We start from the raw sequence: 18,975 nt of genomic DNA on the forward strand, positions 1-18,975 counted from the left end.
CGGCCCCTCACGACCCGTTCGGGTCGTGGGGGGCCGTCGTCGTGGCCGTCTCGCGCATCATGACGCGGTGCAGGACCTCCGTCATGGCGTTCAGCGTGCCGTGGAAGTCGCAGTCCAGCTCCCGCAGATAGGTGTTCTGCGCGAGGATCGCGGCGGCCGGGCGGTCCGTGAGGGTGATGCTCAGCGTGAGCGTGAGCCGCCCCTCCTCGTCCTCGCCGATCTCGTTGCGTATTTCGGCGATGTCGGTGTCGTCCAGGTGCCGGTAGGTAATGCGCCCCGCGCTCTCCTGCGGTGTCACCCGCTGTAGGAAGGTGAGGGGTCCGCGTCGGATTTCGCGCAGAAATCCATCCGGGTAGCGCTCGTTGATCCGGCATTCCGTAATGGCCGGAACATAACCTGTGGGGAACTCCGCCTTGTGGAGCAGAGCCTGCCACAGGCTCTCCCTCGTGGGAGCCGGACACCCATCCTGACCTGCGCCGACAACCGGGCGCGTCCATGAAAGCGTCAGCATTGATCTCCCTTTTCCGCCGGTGGGCCGGCGTGCAGCATCGGTCGGCCGAACGACTGTGTCAAAGGCGGCCGCATTACTACGTCAGATGGGCGGAGAACCTGACGAAGTGACCCTAACCCACTGCCCGTCTCCGCCCTTTTTATTGCAGGGTGACGGTTGGTCGATGGCGTTCCGAAGAGCGCCTTCCCGATAAATCCGACGCGGAGAATCAGGAGAACGCTGATGTCTGAACGGTTCGACGGCCAGGTCGTCCTCGTCACCGGAGGAGGCGAAGGCATCGGCCGGGCAGCGGCGGTTGCCTTCGCCCGGCTCGGCGCCCTCGTGGTGGTCGCGGGCCGCCACCCCGAGACCCTCGAGGGAACGGTCAAGCTGATCCGCGACGCCGGCGGGCAGGCCGACTGCCTCGTCGCCGACGTGTCGGACACCGCCCCCGACGCCGAGGCCGGCGCCGGGTACGCGGTCGCCGAGACGGTGCGCCGCCACGGAGCCCTGAACGTGGCCTTCAACAACACCACGGAGCTCGGCCCCCACCAGCCCGTCGCGGACATCGACGAGACCGTCTGGGCCCACACCCTGACGGCCAACCTGACGGGCGTGTGGCTGTCGATGAAGCACGAGATCGCCCACATGGAGACCGCCGGCGGCGGCGTCATCGTCAACACCGCCAGCAACATCGGCGCGCAGGGCATGCTCCCGGGGCTCGGCGCCTACGCCGCCTCCACCGCCGCCGTCAGCGCCCTGACCCGGACCGCGGCCCGCGAGTACGTCTCGAAGTCCATCCGCATCAACGCCATCAGCCCCTGCCCGCTTGGCCGGGGCGCCACCGTCGAGGAGATCGCCGACACCGTGGTGTGGCTCGCCTCCGACGCCGCCTCCTACATCGTCGGCCACGACCTCGTGCTCGACCGCAAGACCGGCGAGTGACCGGGCCGGCCCCCCTCACCGCCCCCGCTCCCCCGTCCCCCTCCCCATCCCCGTCCCGTACCGCGTCCACCCCCGCACCCCACCGGCGGCCGAGCGAAGGAGCCCTGAGCAGAGCGGTGAGCAGTCCCATGCAGACCTCCCCCCGTCCCCAGCGGCTGATGCGGCACGACCCGGGCGACCCGGGCTGGTCGAACCGCGACCGCTTCGCCCTGTCCTGCCGCCCCTGGTACGGGCCCGCGCCGCGCCGGCCGGGACGGCCCGCCCGCCTCGCCGAGGACGTGCGCGGGCGGACCCGCGGCGGCTACGTCCTCGCCGAGGCCGACGGCGGCGCCCCCCGGGTGGTGCTGATCTGCGCCGCCGGCGAGGCCGACGTCGCCCTCGACGCCCGCGCCATCCTCCAGCGCGACGGCATCGCCGCCCGGGTGGTGGCCATGCCGAGCCTCACCCGCTTCCGGCAGCAGAGCCCCGAGTACCGCGAGCAGGTCCTGCCCGCCCGGGTCCGCGCCCGCGTCTCGGTGGAGGCCGGCTCCGCGCTCGGCTGGTACGAGCTGCTCGGCGAGGCGGGCCTCCAGGTCGGGCTCGACCAGTACGGCTCCGGCGCCCCCTGCACCACCCTGCACCGGCAGCACGGCTTCACCGCCGAGCGCATCGCCGCGACCGCCCGGGCCGCACTGGCCCGCGCCGGACACCGGGAGCACGCGTGAGCACCGTCCTGACCGCCCGGATCCCGGGCTCCAAGAGCATCACCAACCGGGCGCTGCTGCTCGCCGCCGCGGCCGACGGGGTCTCGCTGCTGCGGGCCCCGCTGGTCAGCGAGGACACCGTCGCCTTCCGCGAGGCCCTCGCCGGGCTCGGCGTACACGTCGAGACCGTGGCCGGGGCCGGCGACGCGGGCGGGGAGGTCTGGAAGGTCACCGGCGCCGGCCGCCCCCCGGCCGGCCCCGGCACCGTGTGGTGCGAGGACGCCGGCACCGCCGCCCGGTTCCTGCCGCCCTTCGCGGCCGCCGGCCGCGGGGAGTTCGCCTTCGACGGCACCGACCAGCTGCGGGCCCGCCCGCTGCGCCCGCTGGCCGAGGCGCTCGGCCGGCTCGGCGCCCGGGCCCGGGTCACCGAGCCCGTCGGCGGACTGCCGCTGACCCTCACCGCCGACGGCCTCGCCGGCGGCGAGCTGACCGTCGACGCCAGCCTGAGCAGCCAGTACCTCACCGGGCTGCTGATGGCCGGCCCGCTCATGCGCCGGCCGCTCACCGTACGCGGGGAGGGCCTGGTCAGCCGGCCGTACATCACCATGACGCAGCAGCTGATGCGGCACTTCGGGGCGTACGTCGACGAGTTCGGCGGGGCGATCCAGGTGCTGCCCGGCGGCTACGCGGCCGCCGAGCTCGACGTCGAACCCGACGCCTCCACCGCCTCCTACTTCTTCGCGGCGGCCGCCGTCACCGGCGCCACCGTCACGGTGCCGGGCCTGGGCCGCTCCAGCGTGCAGGGCGACCTCGGCTTCGTGGAGGTGCTGCGGAGGGCCGGGGCGCACGTCGAGATCGGCGACCACTGCACCACGGTCACCGGCGCGCCCTCCGCCGAGGGCCTGCTGCGCGGCGGCTTCGCCGTCGACATGGGCGACATCTCCGACACCTTCATGACCCTGGCGGCGATCGCCCCGCTCGCGGACGCCCCCGTCACGGTGCACGGCATCGGCCACGCCCGGCTGAAGGAGTCCGACCGGATCGCCGCCGTCGAGGAGAACCTCCGCGCCCTCGGCATCCGCACCGCATCCGGACCGGACCGGATCACCGTTCACCCGGGCCGCCCCACGGCCGCCCGGATCGCCTGCCGCCGGGACCACCGGATCGCCATGGCGTTCTCGGTGCTGGGCCTGCGCGTGCCCGGCATCACGCTCGACGACCCGTCCTGCGTCGGCAAGACCTTCCCCGGCTTCCACGCGGAACTGGGGCGCCTCTTCCCGGCGCACTCGAGCAGCAACAGTCACTGACAACGAAAGGGATGTGAGACACCCATGGCCGACATACTCATCGCCGGCGGAGGCATCGGTGGACTCGCCGCGGCGCTCGGGCTCGCCAAGCGAGGGCACCGGGTCACCGTCCTGGAGCGCCGGGACGTCTTCACCGAGGTCGGCGCCGGCATCCAGCTCGGCCCGAACGCCTTCCACGCGCTGGACCTGCTCGGTGTGGGCCAGGAGGTCCGCAACCGCGCCGTCTTCATCGACGAGCTCACCTTCATGGACGGCACCACCGGCGAGAAGGTCGCCTCGATGCCGGTGAAGGACGACTACCGGGCCCGCTTCGGCAACCCGTACGCCGTCGTCCACCGCGTCGACCTGTACCTGCCGCTGCTGGAGGCCGCCCGCCGCCACCCCGGCATCGAGCTGCGCGGCCGCCACCACGTGGTCGGCTACGAGCAGCAGGCCGGCTCGGTCACGGCGCTGCTGGCCGACGGCCGCCGCCTCACCGGCGACGCGCTGATCGGCGCCGACGGGCTGCACTCGGCGATCCGGGCACAGCTGGTCGGCGACGGCTCGCCGCGGGTCTCCGGCCACACCATCTACCGGTCGGTGATCCCGATGGAGGCGGTGCCGGAGGACCTGCGCTGGAACACGGTCACCCTGTGGGCGGGCCCGAAGTGGCACTTCGTGCACTACCCGATCGCGGGCGGCGAGACCTTCAACCTGGCCGCCACGCGCGACAACGGCGCCACGGAGGCCGTGGCGGGCGTCCCCGCCGACCACGACCACGTCCTGAACTCCTTCCCCGAGCTGTCGGGTGCGGCGCGGCGGCTGCTGGAGCTGGGCCAGGACTGGAAGACCTGGGTGCTGTGCGACCGCGACCCGGTCGACCGCTGGACCGAGGGCCGCGTGGCGCTGCTCGGCGACGCCGCGCACCCGATGCTCCAGTACGCCGCCCAGGGCGCCTGCCAGGCCGTGGAGGACGCGGTCCTGCTGGGCGGGCTGCTGGACGGCTGCGCGGCCGACTTCGAGCAGCGGCTGGAGAAGTACAGCGCGGCCCGGCGCGAGCGGACGGCGCAGGTGCAGCTGGTGGCCCGTGAGATGGGCCGGCAGCTGTACCACGCGGCGGGCGACGCGCGGGTCGAGCGGAACGCGATGCTCTCTTCCCTCTCGGCCGGCGACATGTACGACAAGGTGGCGTGGCTGCACGGCGCGTACGACTTCGACGCCTGGACGTCCCCCTCCGCCTGACCGGCCCTACCCCACCGCTGCGCGGAGCCGTTCCCCCTCCCCGCCCCTTCTCCCCCAGCTACCGCTGGGAGGTGCCCCCAGAAACCGGGGCTGACGCCCCGGACCCCGTTCCGTGCGCTCCGCGCCCGGTGCGCTCAAACGCCGCGCGGGCTGAAATCAGCCCCGCCGCGGCGAGGTGCGGGGCGCAGCCCCGCAGCGGGGCCGGGGCCGCAGGCCACGGTTTCGGGAAGGGGCGGGGAGGGGGAACGGCTCCGCGCAGCGGCAAGCGGCCGCGGCGGCAAAACGGTTCGCGGCGGGGGCGAAGGGCTGGCAGGGTCGGCGGCATGGCACCGCTGTACGAGATACGGGCCGCCTACGACGCCCGGACCATCACCGTGTACCAGGCGTACGCGCCCGCCGTCGCCGAACCGGCCCTCGCGGCAGGACGGTTCGTGCCGCCGTTCTCCTTCGGCCGCATGACCTGGATCAAGCCCTCGTTCCTGTGGCTGATGCACCGCAGCAACTGGGCGCGCAAAGCCGGCCAGGAACGCGTCCTGGCCGTCCGGATCACCCGCGAGGGGTGGGAGGAGGCGCTGTCGCAGGGGGTGTCGACCACCTCGGCGCCGGACGCCGTCGCCGCGGCCGCGGTGCACGTGCAGTGGGACCCGGAGCGGTCCCTGCGCGGGGCGGCGCTGAACCACTACAGCATCCAGGTCGGGATCGGCCGCGGGCTCATCCGCACCTTCGCCGAGGACTGGGTGGTCGAGCTGACGGACCTCACCGCCCGGGCCCGCAGGATCGGGGAGCTGGTGCAGTCCGGCCGCGCCGCGCAGGCGCAGCGGCTGCTGCCCCCGGAGCGGCCCTACCCGTTCAGCAGGGCGGCGACGTCCGATGTCGTACGGACGTCGCCGAAGCTGCGGTAGACGGTGGTCAGGGCGGCGTTGTGGGCGGCGTCGCTGCGGGTGGCGCTCGCGTCGGCGACGAGCACCGTGCGGTAGCCGAGCGTCGCGGCGTCGCGCACGGTGCCCGCCACGCACACGTCGGTGACCAGCCCGCACACGACGACCGTGTCGATGCCGCGCTCCTGCAGCAGCCCGGGCAGCGGGCAGCGACCGGGGAAGAAGGCGGAGGGTGCGCTCTTCTCCACCACGAGGTCGCCGGCGGCCGGCACCAGCCCCGGCGCCAGCCGGTCCGCGGGCCCGCCGGTGCCGCCGGCGCGCCGGTAGGACTCGGCGGCGGCGTGCCCGTAGAACTCGACCGCCCACGGGTCGGGTTGCGACGCCACGGCGGGGAGCACCCAGGCCACCGTGCCGGCGGCCGCCCGCACCGCTTCCGCGAGCCGGTGGACCCGCGGCACGATGCCGGGGCCGTACGGGGTGCCCTCCACGAAGAAGCGCACCATGTCCACCGCGACGAGGGCCGTCCGCCGCCCGGACAGCCGTCCGTAGGCGTGGCGGCGGCCCCGCCGCCGCTCGTGGCGCGCGTACTCGCGCGGTTCGATCCGCCAGTCGTGCACGGATCAGATCGTAAGGACGATCTTGCCGGTGGTGTGCTTCGACTCGCTCAGCTCGTGCGCCTTGCGGACGTCCTCCAGGGGGAAGGTCTCGGCGATCAGCGGGCGCAGCCGGCCCGCGTCGACCAGGGCGGCGAGCTGTGCCAGGTCGGCGTGGTCGGGGGCCACGTTGACGGTGGCGCCGCGCACGCCCAGGGCCTCGGCCTTCGCCTTGATCTCCGCCTCCGCGAGCGGGTTGGTCGCGCCGACGTAGATGCCGCCGGGCCGCAGGACGCGCAGCGAGCGCTCCTCGTAGTCGCCGCCGATCAGGTCGAAGACGACGTCGATGCCGGCGTCCTTGACCGCCTCGGCGAAGTCCTCGGCCGTGTAGTCGATGACCTCGTCCGCGCCGAGCTCGCGCAGCACCTCGTGCTTGGCGGCGCTGGCGGTGCCGATGACGTACGCGCCGCGGGCCTTGGCGATCTGCACGGCGAGGTGGCCGACGCCGCCGGCCGCCGCGTGGATGAGCACCTTCTGGCCGGCCTGGACGTCCGCAGCGGTCACCAGGGCCTGCCAGGCCGTCAGGCCGGCCAGCGGCAGGGCGGCCGCCTTGACGTGGTCCAGGGACTGCGGCTTGGGCGCGAAGTGGCGGGCGGACGCGGCGACGTACTCGGAGTACGCGGCGGCCTCGTTCGGGAAGGAGGGCAGGCCGAAGACCTCGTCGCCCACCTTGAAGCGGTTCTCGCCGGGCGAGACGGCCACCACGACACCGGAGACGTCCCAGCCGACCCCGAACGGCGGGGTGAGCCACAGACCGAATTCGCGGATCTTCCAGTCGATCGGATTCACGCCTGCCGCATGCGTCTTTACCAGAATTTCCGAGGCGTTGGGCGTGGGAATCGGGGAATCTGTCAGGTTGAGGACTTCACTGGTGCCGAGGGTTTCCTGGCGTACGGAGCGCATGGTTTCTGTCATGCGCCGCATCATAGGCATCGGGTGCGCAACCCCCCGTCGATATTCGGACATTCATGTCAGGTGGGGTGACCTGACAGAACGGGCCGGGAATTCTTTCTGCTTCGCAGAACGCCGCTCGATGCTGTGCCATATGACTCAGCTGCGATCACTTGGTTCGGTCGGCCCCGAGGTTTCCGCCCTCGGTCTCGGCCTGATGTCCATGTCCGACTTCTACGGCCCCGCCGACCGGGCCGAGGGAGTCGCCACCGCGCACGCCGCCATCGACGCCGGCATCACCCTGCTCGACACCGGCGACTTCTACGGCAGCGGCCACAACGAGCTCCTCCTGCGCGAGGTGCTGCAGAGCCACGACCGCGAGCAGCTCACCCTCAGCGTCAAGTTCGGCGTCCTGCGCGACCCCGCCGGCGGGATCCTCGGCGTCGACAACCGCCCCGAGGCGGTCAAGAACTCCCTGGCCCAGACCCTGCAGCGGCTCGGCACCGACTACGTGGACGTCTACCGCCCGGCGCGCCTCGACCCGAGCGTGCCGATCGAGGAGACCATCGGCGCCATCAAGGAGTGCATCGAGGCCGGCTGGGTCCGCCACATCGGCCTGTCCGAGATCGGCGCCGAGACCCTGCGCCGGGCCTCCGCCGTGCACCCCATCGCCGACCTCCAGATCGAGTACTCGCTGCTCTCCCGGGCCATCGAGGACGAGATCCTGCCGACGGCGCGCGAGCTCGGCACGGCCATCACCGCGTACGGCGTCCTCGCCCGCGGCCTGCTGTCGGGCCGCTGGAACCACCAGCGGGCCACCGCCAAGGACGACGGCCGCAGCAACTTCCCGCGCTTCAGCGGCGAGAACCTCGACCGCAACCTCCAGCTCGTCGCCGCCCTCGGCAAGGTCGCCGAGGCCAAGGGCGTCACCACCTCGCAGCTCGCGATCGGCTGGGCGATGGCCCAGGGCGTCGACATCGTCCCGGTCGTCGGCTCGCGCCGCCGCGACCAGCTCACCGAGGCGCTCGGCGCGCTGTCGCTGGAGCTGACCGCCGAGGACGTCGCCGAGATCGAGCGCGCCGTCCCGGCCGAGGAGGTCGCGGGCACCCGCTTCGACGCCGAGGGCATGGCCATGCTCGACAGCGAGAAGAAGTCGGGCACCTCCGGGCGCGGGCAGGCGGGCTGAGCATGGCCGACAACGTCAGCATCGGCAGCCCCGCCCAGTGGCAGGCCGACCGGCTCGACGTCCAGGCCTACCTCGACCGCCTGGGCATCACCGGGCCCCTGGAGCCGACCGCGGAGACCCTGCGCAGGCTGCACCGGGCGCACGCCCTGACCATTCCGTTCGAGAACCTCGACATCCTGCTGGGGCGGGGCATCGACCTCGACGTGGACGCCATGCAGGACAAGCTGCTGCGCCGGCGGCGCGGCGGCTACTGCTACGAGCACAACATGCTCTTCGCGGTCCTGCTGGAGCGGCTCGGGTACGAGGTGACCCGCCTGTACGCCCGCCCGCTGCTGAACGCGCCCAAGCCGCTGCCGCGGACCCACCTCGTGCTGAGCGTGGCCGTCGGCGACGAGACGTACCTCGCCGACGTCGGCTTCGGCGACGACGGCCCGCTGGAGCCGCTCCTGGTCGCCGACGGCACGGTCTGCGACCAGGGCGGCTGGGTCTACCGGCTGGCCCGGGTGCAGGGCTCGGACAAGGAGTGGGTGCTCTCGCTGCGGCGCGAGGACGACTGGTTCCCGCTGTACTGGTACGCCACCGAGCCCCACCACCACATCGACTGCGTGGTGGCGAACTGGTTCATCTCGACGCACTCCCACTCGCCGTTCACCGGCAGGGTCTTCCTGGAGCACATCGCCGAGGACCGGCGGCTCAACCTCAACCACCGCAAGCTCACGCTGACCCGGGCCGACGGCACCACCGAGGTCCGGTACGTGGCGGACGAGGAGGTCCGCGGGCTGCTGGACCGGGAGTTCGAGATCGAGCTGACCGAGGACGAGGCCAAGGTGGTCGTGGCGGCCCTCCCCGAGCCCGGCGGGGACGCCGGGGCCTGACCGCCCGCAGGGGCCCGTGGCACACACCGGACCGGTGCGCGCCACGGGCCCTTTCGTTTCGCGTGGGCCGCGTACGAGGCCGGCAGCCCGGCAGCGCAGAAGCGGGCGGCCCCGTCGGAAAAGCCGTACGGGCCCGGCGGGGGGATCGCCGGGCCCGTACGGGGGCCTCACAGGGGGAAGGGAAGGCCGCAGGAGAGGTGGTGCGGTCAGCGGGGCTGGACGGCGATGCGGGTGGCCTTGCCGGTGGAGGCGCCGGAGGTGACGTACGAGCCGTCCAGGTTGTTGATGGTGAAGGCGAAGTCGAAGTTGGCGGTGTTCTTGCCGGTCACCGTGATGTTGGCCTTGAAGGTGATGGTCGAGGCGGCCTTGCCGTCGGTGCCGATCAGGAAGGCGACGTCGGTGTCGGAGTAGGTGCCGCAGCCGGTCTGGCGCCACTCGCCGTGGGAGGCGGTCGTGGTGTTGTTCGGCGAGGTGAAGTTGACGACGCCGGAGGTGGCGGTGGCGCTGCCGTAGTAGCTGCCGAGGAAGGTCTCGTGGGTGTTGTCGTCGACGACCTTCCAGCTGCCCGGCAGGGTGTAGCAGGTGCTGCCGCCCTCGACGGCGGCGTTCGCGGAGCCCGTGACCGCCGTGGCGGTGGCCAGCGCGGCGACACCGGCGAGGACGCCGACCTTGATACGGGTGCTCTTGCGCATCTGAATTCTCCCAGGAAATCGTCAATGGGGGTGGATTGCCGGGGCCGGCGTATCGCACGGCGGCTTCGATTCCATGATGGCCGCGTGAATTCCCCCGCGGTACGGACCGGCTTTCGATTCGTCAGGTCGGCCGGATTTCTATTCGGCGGCCTGAAAAAGCCCCCGTTCCGCACCGGAATGCGTGCAGAACGGGGGCCCGTAGGAAAAGGGGCGAACGGGAAATCAGTCGATCTGCATGATGATGCGGACCGCCGGATCCACCTCCGGCTGCTTCGGCATGACGCCGGGCTCGAGCACGATCCCGAAGTGCTCCTCGTACGCGGCGCGCAGGGCCGCGTCGTCCGCCAGCTCCACCGTCCGCGTGCCGCCGGCGTCGGTGAGGACCAGCTCCCGGCCGTTGACGGTGGCCCGGCCGGACTCCTTCTGCATCGAGGCGATCAGGTTGTGCAGGAACACCGAGTCCGGCGCGGTGCGGTACCACCACAGGGTCGGGTAGAAGTCCTCGATCCGCACCGGCCGCTCGTCCAGCCGGTACTGGATGCCGCCGTCGAGCACGACCTGGATCCCGCCCTCCTCGGGCGTCACCACCTCGAACTCGCCGTGCGGGTCCTTCTGCACCCCTTGCGCCCCGATCTCCAGCGGGAAGCGGCTGCCCTTGCCGAAGCCGACGTCGACCAGCCAGTCCTTGCCGTCCGCGTGGACGCGCAGCGCCAGGTGGCACAGCGGGGCGCCGAACTCGCCGCCGAGGAAGACCTGCCCGGCGAGGATCTCCACCGAGTAGCCGAGGGCCTCCAGCAGGTGCCCGAAGGACGGGTTCAGCTCGTAGCAGCCGCCGCCGCGGCGCCGGCGCACGATCTTGTCGTGGAGGAAGTCGCGCTCCAGGCTCAGCTCGGCGCCCTCCACGTGGTAGTCGATGTTCTCGAAGGGCACCGAGAGCACGTGCCGCTCCTGGAGGTGCCGCAGCCCGTGGAGGTCGGCCTTCTCCGGCCGCCGGGCGCCGATGCGCTCCAGGTACGCGTCCACCATCGCATCGCTGAGCATGTTCTCCGCCGTCTCCTCACTCGTCCTGCTGGTCATGACTTCCACCCGCTCGGCGGGATGTTGTGGTTCACCCGGAACACGTTCTGCGGGTCGTAGGCGTCCTTGACGGCCACGAGCCGGGCGTACGTCTCCTCGTCGTACGCCGACCGCAGGTACTCGGGGGTGCTCTCCAGGGCGCTGATGAAGCTCAGGAACGGGCCGCCGATGCGCCAGGGCTGCATCGTCTCCATCAGCCGCTCCTGGAACTCCCTTACGTCCTGGACGTGTTCGGGCCACACCGGCGCCCCCGCGAACAGCGTGTACGCGGTCTCCCGGTACGGCAGCGCGTTGGGGTGCTCGGGCTGCCGGCCCAGCGCGCCGCCGAGGTGGCGCAGCTCGATGCCGGGGCGGACCCCCTCCGCACCCTCCTTGATCAGCGGCAGCAGGCTGTCGATCGCCGCGTCGTCGAGCTCCCGGATGCGGGCGGAGCGCTCGAAGTACACCGCCGGGACGGTCGGGTCCATGTTGATGTCGGCGACGTTCGTGTACGGCATGTCCGCGACGGTGTCGAGGACGGCCGGCGCGATCGCGCGCAGCGGGCGCAGGAGCTCCTCGCCCTCCTCGTTCGAGCCGTTGAACGCGATCCGGATGTGCGCGAGGAAGCGGCCGCGGACCGGCTCGGGCAGCACGTCGATGTCGGGGAAGCGCATCACGGCGATCGAGGACTGCATGGCGTCCGGGACGGTGCGCGTCCAGTCCCGCCAGGTCCGCAGGATCTCCTCGATGTGCTCGCCGGGCAGGAACAGGCCGCCGCCGTAGAGCCGGGAGACCGGGAAGAGGCCGATCTCGATCGAGGTCACCACGCCGAAGTTGCCCTTGCCGCCGCGCAGCGCCCAGAACAGGTCCGGGTGGTCCTCGGGGGAGACGTGGCGCAGCTCGCCGTCGGCGGTGACGACGTCGGCGTTCTTGACGTGGTCGGCGGAGTAGCCGTACGAGCGGCCCAGCGGGCCGAGGCCGCCGCCGAGGGTGTACGAGACGACGCCGACGCCCGGGGAGGCGCCGTTGAGCGGGGCCAGGCCGAACGCGGCGGCCTCCTGGATGACCCGGCTCCACTGGACGCCGGGCTCGACGCGGGCGGTGCGGCTGCGCGGGTCGACGCGCACGCCGGTGAGGTTGCGGGTGTTGATCAGGATCGCGCCGTCGGCGAGCCGGGCGACGCCGTGCCCGGTCGCCTGGACCGCGACCGGCAGGCCCGCCCGGGCGGCGAAGCGCACGGTGGCGATGACGTCGGCGGTGCCGTCGGCGAGGACGACGGCCGCCGGCCGGGATTCGGACAGGATCCGGTTGAACCCGAGGGTCTCCTCCTTGTACGCGTCGGTGCCGGGCAGCAGGAGCGGCCCGCGCAGCTCGGCGCCGAGCGCGGACAGGTCGGTGGGGGACACGGACGTTCCTTCCTGTAACGGGTGGCTCACGGGGCTGCCTTGGCGGGGGTGCGCAGGCTCGGGAGGGTGGCGGCGGTCAGCAGGACCACGGCGCCGCCGATCCAGGCGACGGTGGTCAGCTCGATGTTGTCGACGATGAGACCGCCGACGAGCGCGCCGAGGGCGATGGAGAGGTTGAAGACGGACACCCACAGCGCGGAGGCGGCCTCCATGGCGTCGGGCGCGTACTTCAGCATCCAGGTCTGGAGGCTGACCGAGACCCCGCCGAAGGCCAGGCCCCACAGGACCAACAGCGCGATGCCGCCGGCCTGGCTCTTGCCGAGCAGCGGGAACAGCAGCATCGCGGCGGCCAGCGCGAGGATGATGACGGTCATGGTGCGGCCCAGGTTCTTCGCGACGGCCGCCCCGGCGACGAAGTTGCCGACGATGCCGGCGACGCCGAAGCCCAGCAGCAGCACGCTGATCAGGTCCTCGTCGATGCCGGAGACCTGCTGGAGCATGGGGCTGACGTAGGTGTACGCGGCCAGGTGCCCGGTGACGATCAGGGCGGTGGCGATGATGCCGGCGCGCACGCCGCGGTTGCCGAACTGGCCCAGCAGCTCGCGGACGCTGACGGGCTTGGTGGCGGGCAGCGGCGGCAGCAGCACCAGCAGGGCGACGAGGACCACGAAGGCGAGGACGCCGAGGGTGGCGAACGCGGTGCGCCAGCCGGCGAGGCCGCCGATCAGGGTGCCGGTGGGCACGCCGAGGACGTTGGCGGCGGCGACACCGCCGAAGATCAGCGCGGTGGCCCGCGGGATCGCCGCCGGCTGGACCAGGCGGAAGGCGAGGCCGCCCGCGATGGCCCAGAAGCCGCCGATGGTGATGCCGACCAGGATGCGGGAGGCGAGCAGGACGCCGAAGTTGGGCGCGAGCACGGTGATGGCGTTGGCGACGGCCATCACGGTCATCAGCGCGACCAGCAGGAAGCGGCGGTCCATGCGGCCGACGAGCACCGGGATCAGCGGGGCGGACACCGCGGCGACCAGGCCGGGCACCGTCACCATGAGGCCGGCGGTGCCCTCGGAGACGTCCAGGGCGGAGCCGACGGAGGTGAGCAGGCCAATGGGCAGCTGCTCTGCGGTGACCAGGGTGAAGATGCCGACGGCGACGGAGACGACCGCGAGCCAGCTCTTGAGGGAGGTGGGCTCGGCGGCCTCGGCGCCGGCCTGCGGCGGGGCGCCGGTCTCGGCGGGCGTTTCGAGTGTTGTCATGGCAGGAACCTCATTCGTGTCGGACGGGGGCGGGGCAGGCCGCGGCGGGCCGGCAGCTCAGGGGCGGGGGACCCAGCCGGACTCGTCCCAGAACCGCAGCTGCCGCGCCTTCGAGGTCGGCGCGATCTGCGCGATCCGCTCGCCGCCGAGGACCAGCGTGCTGGGGCGCTCCGGGTCGAAGACCGGCCACTCGGGGACCGCCGGCGCGGCGGGGGCGCCGCCGCGCGCGAACGCGGCCACGAGGTCCATGAAGGTCTCGGAGACGGCGCGCTCGGCCGGCCCGTCGTGGAACAGCGGCGTGGACTGCGGCACGGGGTAGGTGGCGGCGATGGCCGCGGTGTCGGCGTACGTGCCGAACAGGAACGGCGAGGTCGCCTCGTGCGGGGTGCCGTGGTGCGGGGCGCGCACCGGGTGCGCGAACTCCATCACGTACTGCGGGGTGCGGCCCTCGCGGGCGTGCCGTTCCGACAGCCGCACGATCTGGTAGCGGAACAGGGCGTCGCCCCAGACCTCCGTCCACAGCGACAGCGGGTCCTGCGGCAGTCCCTCGGCCTCGGCGGCCTCGCGGTAGGCCGCCAGGCAGGCGTCGACCAGCTCGTCGGTGACCTTGGCCGAGCCCTTGTCCAGGACGCCGCGCACGGCCTCGCGCAGTTCCGCCGCGTCGGTGGGCGGCGGGGTCGGGGTCGGCTGCGGGGGGCAGGGGCCGGTGTAGAAGGAGCCCTCGGTCCGGGTGTGGATCGCCATGATCGGCACGTCGGGGGTGGGCAGCTGCCAGTCGAAGGCGGGCACGTGGCGGCCGTCGACCACCGGGCCGCGGAACTCGCGGCCGCTGCCGATCTCGCGCTCGCCGGGCAGGCCGCCGAACAGCTCTTCCCAGGCCTGCATCAGCGTGGCCGCCGGCACCTCGCGCAGCCCCGCCACCGTCGTGCCGAGGCGGACCGCGATGCTCTCGTACGCGCGGCGCGCGTCGGCCGGGGTCAGCGAGGTGGACGGGTCCCACACGTGGCAGGCGCTGATCGGGACGATCCGGCGGATGATCGGCCGCAGTTCGGGCTGCAGGGCGAGCTGCCAGGTGCTGGCGCCGCCCGCGGAGGTGCCGGCGACGGTGATGTTGCCCGGGTCGCCGCCGAAGGCGGCCGCGTTGGCGTGGACCCAGCGCAGCAGCGCCGCCTGGTCCTGCAGGCCCCAGTCGGCGAAGTCGCCGGTCTCGGGATCGGCGTACTCCTCGTGGAGGCCGAACCCCAGCGCGCCGAGGCGGTAGTTGAAGGTGACGACGACCAGGTCGCCCCGGTCGGCGAGGCGTGCGCCGTCGTAGACGGGCAGGCTGCCGCCGCCGACCATCCAGCCGCCGCCGTGGATGTAGACGAGGACCGGGCGCAGGGTCTCCGGGGCGGTGCCGGGCGTCCACACGTTGGCGTACAGGGAGTCCTCGGAGCTGCCGGGGATGATCGGCTGGAGCGACTCGGGGGCGAAGGCCTTGGCCTCGCGGACCCCCTCCCAGGGGGCGGGCGGGCGCGGCGAGGCGAAGCGCAGGTCGCCGACCGGCGGGGCGGCGTACGGGATGCCGCGGAAGACCGACAGCCGGCCGGCGCGCTCGCCGGAGATCACGCCGGCGGTCGTGCGGGCCAGGACGTCGTCCCCGGGCTCCGGCGAAGGGCTGTGGTCGGAAGATGGGGCCAGCACGTCGAATTCTCCGTCGTCATCGGCGGGCGGTCAGTCACACCGACTTTTCTGATGCGCAGCGTCGGATGACTCTGGACCATCCGATGCTGGTAACCGCGCAAGAGGGCGGCAAGCCGTGCCGGGGCACTGTGTCAGGTGCCGGATTATCCGTCAGATCGGAGATCGGGCAAGGGGTGGCCGTGTATTTTTTTTGCGGCGTATGCTGCCGGGTTCGAATGCCCGGGTGCCCGCACGCGGGAATGGGCGAACGGTAATGGCTGCAAGGTCAAGGAGAATGCGATGCTGGACGACGCGCAAGTGGCCGGATATCTCGACCGGATCGGCGCGCAGAGGCCTGCGGTCCCCGGCCTCGAAGGGCTGCGCCACCTCCAGGAGCGGCACGTGCTGTCCGTTCCCTTCGAGAACATCGACTACCACCTGGGGCGGGACATCCACCTCGGCGCGCAGGCCTTCGACAAGATCGTGCGGCAGCGCCGGGGCGGCGGCTGCTACGAGGTCAACTCGGCCTTCGGGGTCCTGCTGGCCTCCCTCGGCTACGCGGTCGAGGTGCTGCCGGGGCGGGTCCACCGCCCCGAGGGCCTGGGACCGGCCATGTGCCACCTGGCGCTGCGGGTGATGCTGGACGGCGAGGCGTGGCTGGTCGACGCCGGCTTCGGCCGCAACAGCCGCCACCCGCTCCGGCTGAACAGCCCTGACCTGCAGGAAGACCCGCACGGAGGCTACCTGGTCGCGCAGGCGCAGGACGGGGTCGGCGGGTTCGACGTGTCCCTCGACGGCCGGCCGCTGTACCGGATCGACGACCGGCCCTGCCGCCTGGAGGACTTCGGGCCCACGCTGTGGTGGTGGCGCACCGCCCCCGACTCGCCCTTCCTCCAGGAGCTGTTCTGCTCGCTCCCGCTCGCCGACGGCGGCCGGGTCACGCTGAAGGACAGGCGCCTGGTCAGGATCGAGGGCGGCACGCGCACGATCGAGAAGCCCGAGACGGACGCGGACCTGCTCGCCGCGTACCGCACCCATTTCGGCATGGACCTCGACGAACTCCCGACGGGCGAGGGCGCGGGCCGCACGCTCGGGATCAGGCTGACCTGACAGGGGCAGTTGACGGATCGCGGGCAGTTGACGGACTCATCCGAATTACGTGGACCGGCTCCGCCGGCCCGGCGCACGATGCGAAGAGTACGGCGTAACTCCGTACCCGGAAGGAGCATTGTGTCCACCGTTGATCCCTTGCTGGAATTTCCACTCGACACCCAGCCGGACCCCGATGAATTCCTGCGCGCCGCCCTGCGGTGGCATTTCTCCCCGGAAACGGGTTCGCCGTTCTGGCTGGAGCGCGCGGAAAAGCTCGGATTCGACCCGCTGACCGACATCGGCGGATTCGAGGACCTGCGCCGGTTCCCGAACCTCGCGAACGAACTGCGAGACGTCCGGGCCGAGGACCTCATACCCCGCGGCTACGGCGACCGGCCGGACGTCGTGGGCGTCTACGAGAGCGGCGGCACCACCGGCGCTCCCAAGCGCATCGTCCTGCTCCAGGAGTGGCTGGACCGCCTGCTGGCCTGGAGCAGCGCCCAGCTGGACCGCCACGGCGTCCCGCAGGGCGTCAACTGGCTGGTCGTGGCCCCGACCGGCCCGCACATGGTCGGCGACGTGATCAAGCGGCAGACGGCCTTCCGCGGCGGTCTGGCCTTCACCGTCGACCTCGACCCGCGCTGGGTCAAGAAGCTCATCGCCGACGGCAAGACCGCCGAGGCCGGCGCCTACGCCGAGCACATCGTCGACCAGGTCGCCTTCCTGCTCCAGACCCAGGACATCGGCGTCCTCATGTGCACCCCGCCGGTCCTGGAGCGCCTCGCCCGCCGCGAGGACCTGGCCAAGCTCATCGACGAGAAGGTCAAGGCGATCAACTGGGTCGGCACCCAGATGGACGCCGACACCCGCTACCTGTACCGCACCGAGGTCTTCCCCAAGGCCCACCTGTACAGCGGCTACGGCTCGACGATGATCCTCGGCAACGCCAGCGAGCGCCCCGGCCTGACCGACGACGACCCGTGCATCTACGACCCGTTCGCCCCGCACATGGTCTTCGACGTCGTCGACCCCGAGACCCGCGAGACCGTCGCCTACGGCGAGCGCGGCCAGGTCGTCATGCACCACGTCAGCAAGGCGCTGTTCATGCCGAACAACCTCGAGCGCGACCACGCGACGCGCGTGCCGGGCCCCGAGGGCGGGTGGCAGATCGGCGACTCCGTCGCGGACATCGCCCCGGTCCAGGAGTTCGACAACGAGAAGGTCATCGAGGGGGTGTACTGATGGGCGACGGCCTGATCACGCTGGACGCGCTCGGGCCCGCCGGACCGTTCCGCGCGCGCAAGCGCACGACGGTGGCCGATGTGACGGGCGCGCCCGTCGCCGAACTCAGCCTGGTGCCCAAGCTGTTCGTCACCCGCGCGATGGACGCCCTGCGCAAGGCGCGCACCATGCCGGCCGCCGAGCGCACCGAGGCCCTGGCCCGGGCCGGGCGCATCTTCGCCGAGGAGACCATCGACGGCCTGACCTTCGCCGAGTACGAGCGCACCGTCGCCCGCGTCTCGGGCGTGCCGATCGGCGTCGTGCAGGCGGCGACCGCCGCCATCATCGAGGCCACCGAGGTCGCCCCGGTGGCCGCGTACCAGGCCCGCCCGGTCGGCGCGGTGGCCGACTGGCGCGAGGACGGCACCCGCGGCGGCAGCGCCGTGTGGACCCGCAGGGGCGACGTCTTCGCGGTGCACGCCGCCGGCAACCACCCCGGGCCGCACTCCCTGTGGGTCGAGGCGCTCGCCATGGGCTACCGGGTCGCCGTACGGCCCTCGCGCCGCGAGCCGTTCACCCCGCACCGCCTGATCTCCGCGCTGCGCGCGGCCGGATTCGGCAACGACCAGGTCGTCCTGCTGCCCACCGACTACGAGGCCGCGGACGAGATCCTGCGCAGCGCCGACTACGGGCTCGTGTACGGCGGCGACGAGGTCGTCCGCAAGTACGCCGGCACCCGCGTGCTGCCGCAGGGACCCGGCCGTTCGAAGATCCTCGTCCCGGCGGACGCCGACTGGCGCGACCACCTCGACACCATCGTCGACTCCATCAGCCACCAGGGCGGGGTGGCCTGCATCAACGCCACCACCGTGCTGGTCGACGGGGACCCGGCGCCGCTGGCCGACGCCATCGCCGAGCGGCTCGCGACCATCCCGAGCCTGCCGCCGCAGGACGAGAAGGCCGTGCTCGCGGTCCAGCCGGTGGAGGGCGCGCGCAAGCTGGAGAAGTTCCTGCTCGCCCGGGCCGAGGGCACCGTGGCCCACCTGGGCGGCGAGGGCATCGTGGAGGAGCTCGGCGACGGCAGCGCCGTACTGCGCCCGGCGGTGCACCGCCTGGAGCGGCCGGACGCCGAGCAGGCCGGCATCGAACTGCCCTTCCCCTGCGTGTGGGTGGCCCCCTGGACCCCCGCCGACGGGATCGGGCCGCTGCGCAACTCGCTGGTGCTCACGGCGTTCACGGACGACGAGGAGCTCATCGAGGAGCTCCTCCAGGAGCCCACGATCAGCAACGTCTACCTGGGCGACCACCCGACGTACTGGATCCGGCCGGGCGTCCCGCACGACAGCTACCTCGGCGAGTTCCTGATGCGGACCAAGACCGTCATCCGCGACTGAGACCGCCGTACCCCTGCGGGCCGCGGCCGCCGACGCCCGCCGCGGCCCGCAGCGGCGTACCCACGCGCCG

General features: G+C 72.6%; 18 protein-coding genes. 10 read left to right on the forward strand and 8 right to left on the reverse strand.

Going from position 1 to position 18,975, the window contains the following annotated elements:
- Positions 1-7: 7 nt before the first annotated feature.
- On the reverse strand, positions 8-511 hold the full coding sequence (locus AB0953_RS01570; protein WP_366857321.1) for an AtaL-like protein: 504 nt from the start codon (positions 509-511) through the stop codon (positions 8-10).
- 222 nt (positions 512-733) lie between these two features.
- On the opposite strand from AB0953_RS01570, the gene AB0953_RS01575 reads away from it, so the two are divergent.
- The 5 genes from AB0953_RS01575 (at position 734) to AB0953_RS01595 (ending at position 5,548) form a co-directional block, all read left to right on the forward strand.
- Positions 734-1,435 carry an SDR family oxidoreductase gene (locus tag AB0953_RS01575; protein ID WP_366857322.1) on the forward strand — a complete coding sequence of 234 codons (702 nt, stop codon included), beginning with the start codon at positions 734-736 and terminating at the stop codon, positions 1,433-1,435.
- A 116-nt stretch (positions 1,436-1,551) separates the two neighbouring features.
- Complete coding sequence (locus tag AB0953_RS01580) at positions 1,552-2,139, forward strand: hypothetical protein (protein WP_366857323.1); 588 nt, start codon at positions 1,552-1,554, stop codon at positions 2,137-2,139.
- Positions 2,136-3,425, forward strand: a complete 1,290-nt coding sequence (aroA, locus tag AB0953_RS01585; RefSeq protein ID WP_366857324.1) for a 3-phosphoshikimate 1-carboxyvinyltransferase — start codon at positions 2,136-2,138, stop codon at positions 3,423-3,425. Before AB0953_RS01580 ends, aroA begins: the two co-directional genes overlap by 4 nt.
- Positions 3,426-3,449: 24 nt before the next feature.
- Positions 3,450-4,646: a 3-hydroxybenzoate 6-monooxygenase gene (locus AB0953_RS01590; protein ID WP_366857325.1), complete on the forward strand. Its 1,197-nt coding sequence runs from the start codon at positions 3,450-3,452 to the stop codon at positions 4,644-4,646.
- Between the two features lie 323 nt (positions 4,647-4,969).
- Positions 4,970-5,548, forward strand: coding sequence for a DUF4291 domain-containing protein (locus AB0953_RS01595; RefSeq protein WP_366857326.1), 579 nt, complete (start codon positions 4,970-4,972; stop codon positions 5,546-5,548).
- On the opposite strand, the gene AB0953_RS01600 is transcribed toward AB0953_RS01595, so the two are convergent.
- Together AB0953_RS01600 and AB0953_RS01605 are read right to left on the reverse strand one after the other, a co-directional pair.
- Positions 5,488-6,141 carry a cysteine hydrolase gene (locus AB0953_RS01600; protein ID WP_366857327.1) on the reverse strand — a complete coding sequence of 218 codons (654 nt, stop codon included), beginning with the start codon at positions 6,139-6,141 and terminating at the stop codon, positions 5,488-5,490. The genes AB0953_RS01595 and AB0953_RS01600 overlap by 61 nt on opposite strands.
- A 3-nt stretch (positions 6,142-6,144) precedes the next feature.
- Entirely contained in the window at positions 6,145-7,092 is a 948-nt protein-coding gene (locus tag AB0953_RS01605) for an NADP-dependent oxidoreductase (protein ID WP_366857328.1), read from the reverse strand.
- A gap of 130 nt (positions 7,093-7,222) precedes the next feature.
- Here AB0953_RS01605 and AB0953_RS01610 point away from each other — a divergent pair, with 130 nt between their 5' ends.
- Together AB0953_RS01610 and AB0953_RS01615 are read left to right on the forward strand one after the other, a co-directional pair.
- A complete protein-coding gene (locus AB0953_RS01610; RefSeq protein ID WP_366857329.1) occupies positions 7,223-8,254 on the forward strand; it encodes an aldo/keto reductase in 1,032 nt (343 codons plus the stop codon).
- 2 nt (positions 8,255-8,256) lie between these two features.
- Entirely contained in the window at positions 8,257-9,129 is an 873-nt protein-coding gene (locus tag AB0953_RS01615; protein WP_366857330.1) for an arylamine N-acetyltransferase, read from the forward strand.
- 206 nt (positions 9,130-9,335) lie between these two features.
- On the opposite strand, the gene AB0953_RS01620 is transcribed toward AB0953_RS01615, so the two are convergent.
- The 5 genes from AB0953_RS01620 to AB0953_RS01640 form a co-directional block, all read right to left on the reverse strand.
- On the reverse strand, positions 9,336-9,821 hold the full coding sequence (locus tag AB0953_RS01620; protein WP_366857332.1) for a hypothetical protein: 486 nt from the start codon (positions 9,819-9,821) through the stop codon (positions 9,336-9,338).
- A 222-nt stretch (positions 9,822-10,043) separates the two neighbouring features.
- A complete protein-coding gene (locus tag AB0953_RS01625) occupies positions 10,044-10,898 on the reverse strand; it encodes an arylamine N-acetyltransferase (protein ID WP_366857333.1) in 855 nt (284 codons plus the stop codon).
- Positions 10,895-12,283, reverse strand: coding sequence for an FAD-binding oxidoreductase (locus AB0953_RS01630; RefSeq protein ID WP_366857334.1), 1,389 nt, complete (start codon positions 12,281-12,283; stop codon positions 10,895-10,897). Before AB0953_RS01630 ends, AB0953_RS01625 begins: the two co-directional genes overlap by 4 nt.
- A gap of 26 nt (positions 12,284-12,309) precedes the next feature.
- Positions 12,310-13,536, reverse strand: coding sequence for an MFS transporter (locus AB0953_RS01635; protein ID WP_366857335.1), 1,227 nt, complete (start codon positions 13,534-13,536; stop codon positions 12,310-12,312).
- 57 nt (positions 13,537-13,593) lie between these two features.
- Positions 13,594-15,219, reverse strand: coding sequence for a carboxylesterase family protein (locus tag AB0953_RS01640; protein ID WP_366857336.1), 1,626 nt, complete (start codon positions 15,217-15,219; stop codon positions 13,594-13,596).
- Positions 15,220-15,498: 279 nt separating this feature from the next.
- Here AB0953_RS01640 and AB0953_RS01645 point away from each other — a divergent pair, with 279 nt between their 5' ends.
- From AB0953_RS01645 to AB0953_RS01655, 3 genes are all read left to right on the forward strand, one after another.
- A complete protein-coding gene (locus AB0953_RS01645) occupies positions 15,499-16,308 on the forward strand; it encodes an arylamine N-acetyltransferase (RefSeq protein ID WP_366857337.1) in 810 nt (269 codons plus the stop codon).
- Between the two features lie 120 nt (positions 16,309-16,428).
- Positions 16,429-17,532 carry a phenazine antibiotic biosynthesis protein gene (locus AB0953_RS01650; RefSeq protein ID WP_366857338.1) on the forward strand — a complete coding sequence of 368 codons (1,104 nt, stop codon included), beginning with the start codon at positions 16,429-16,431 and terminating at the stop codon, positions 17,530-17,532.
- A complete protein-coding gene (locus AB0953_RS01655; protein ID WP_366857339.1) occupies positions 17,532-18,905 on the forward strand; it encodes an aldehyde dehydrogenase family protein in 1,374 nt (457 codons plus the stop codon). The genes AB0953_RS01650 and AB0953_RS01655 overlap by 1 nt, the downstream gene beginning before the upstream one ends.
- Positions 18,906-18,975 lie beyond the last annotated feature (70 nt).

It is taken from the genome of Streptomyces sp. NPDC046866 (assembly GCF_040704625.1).
Taxonomy (GTDB): domain Bacteria; phylum Actinomycetota; class Actinomycetes; order Streptomycetales; family Streptomycetaceae; genus Streptomyces.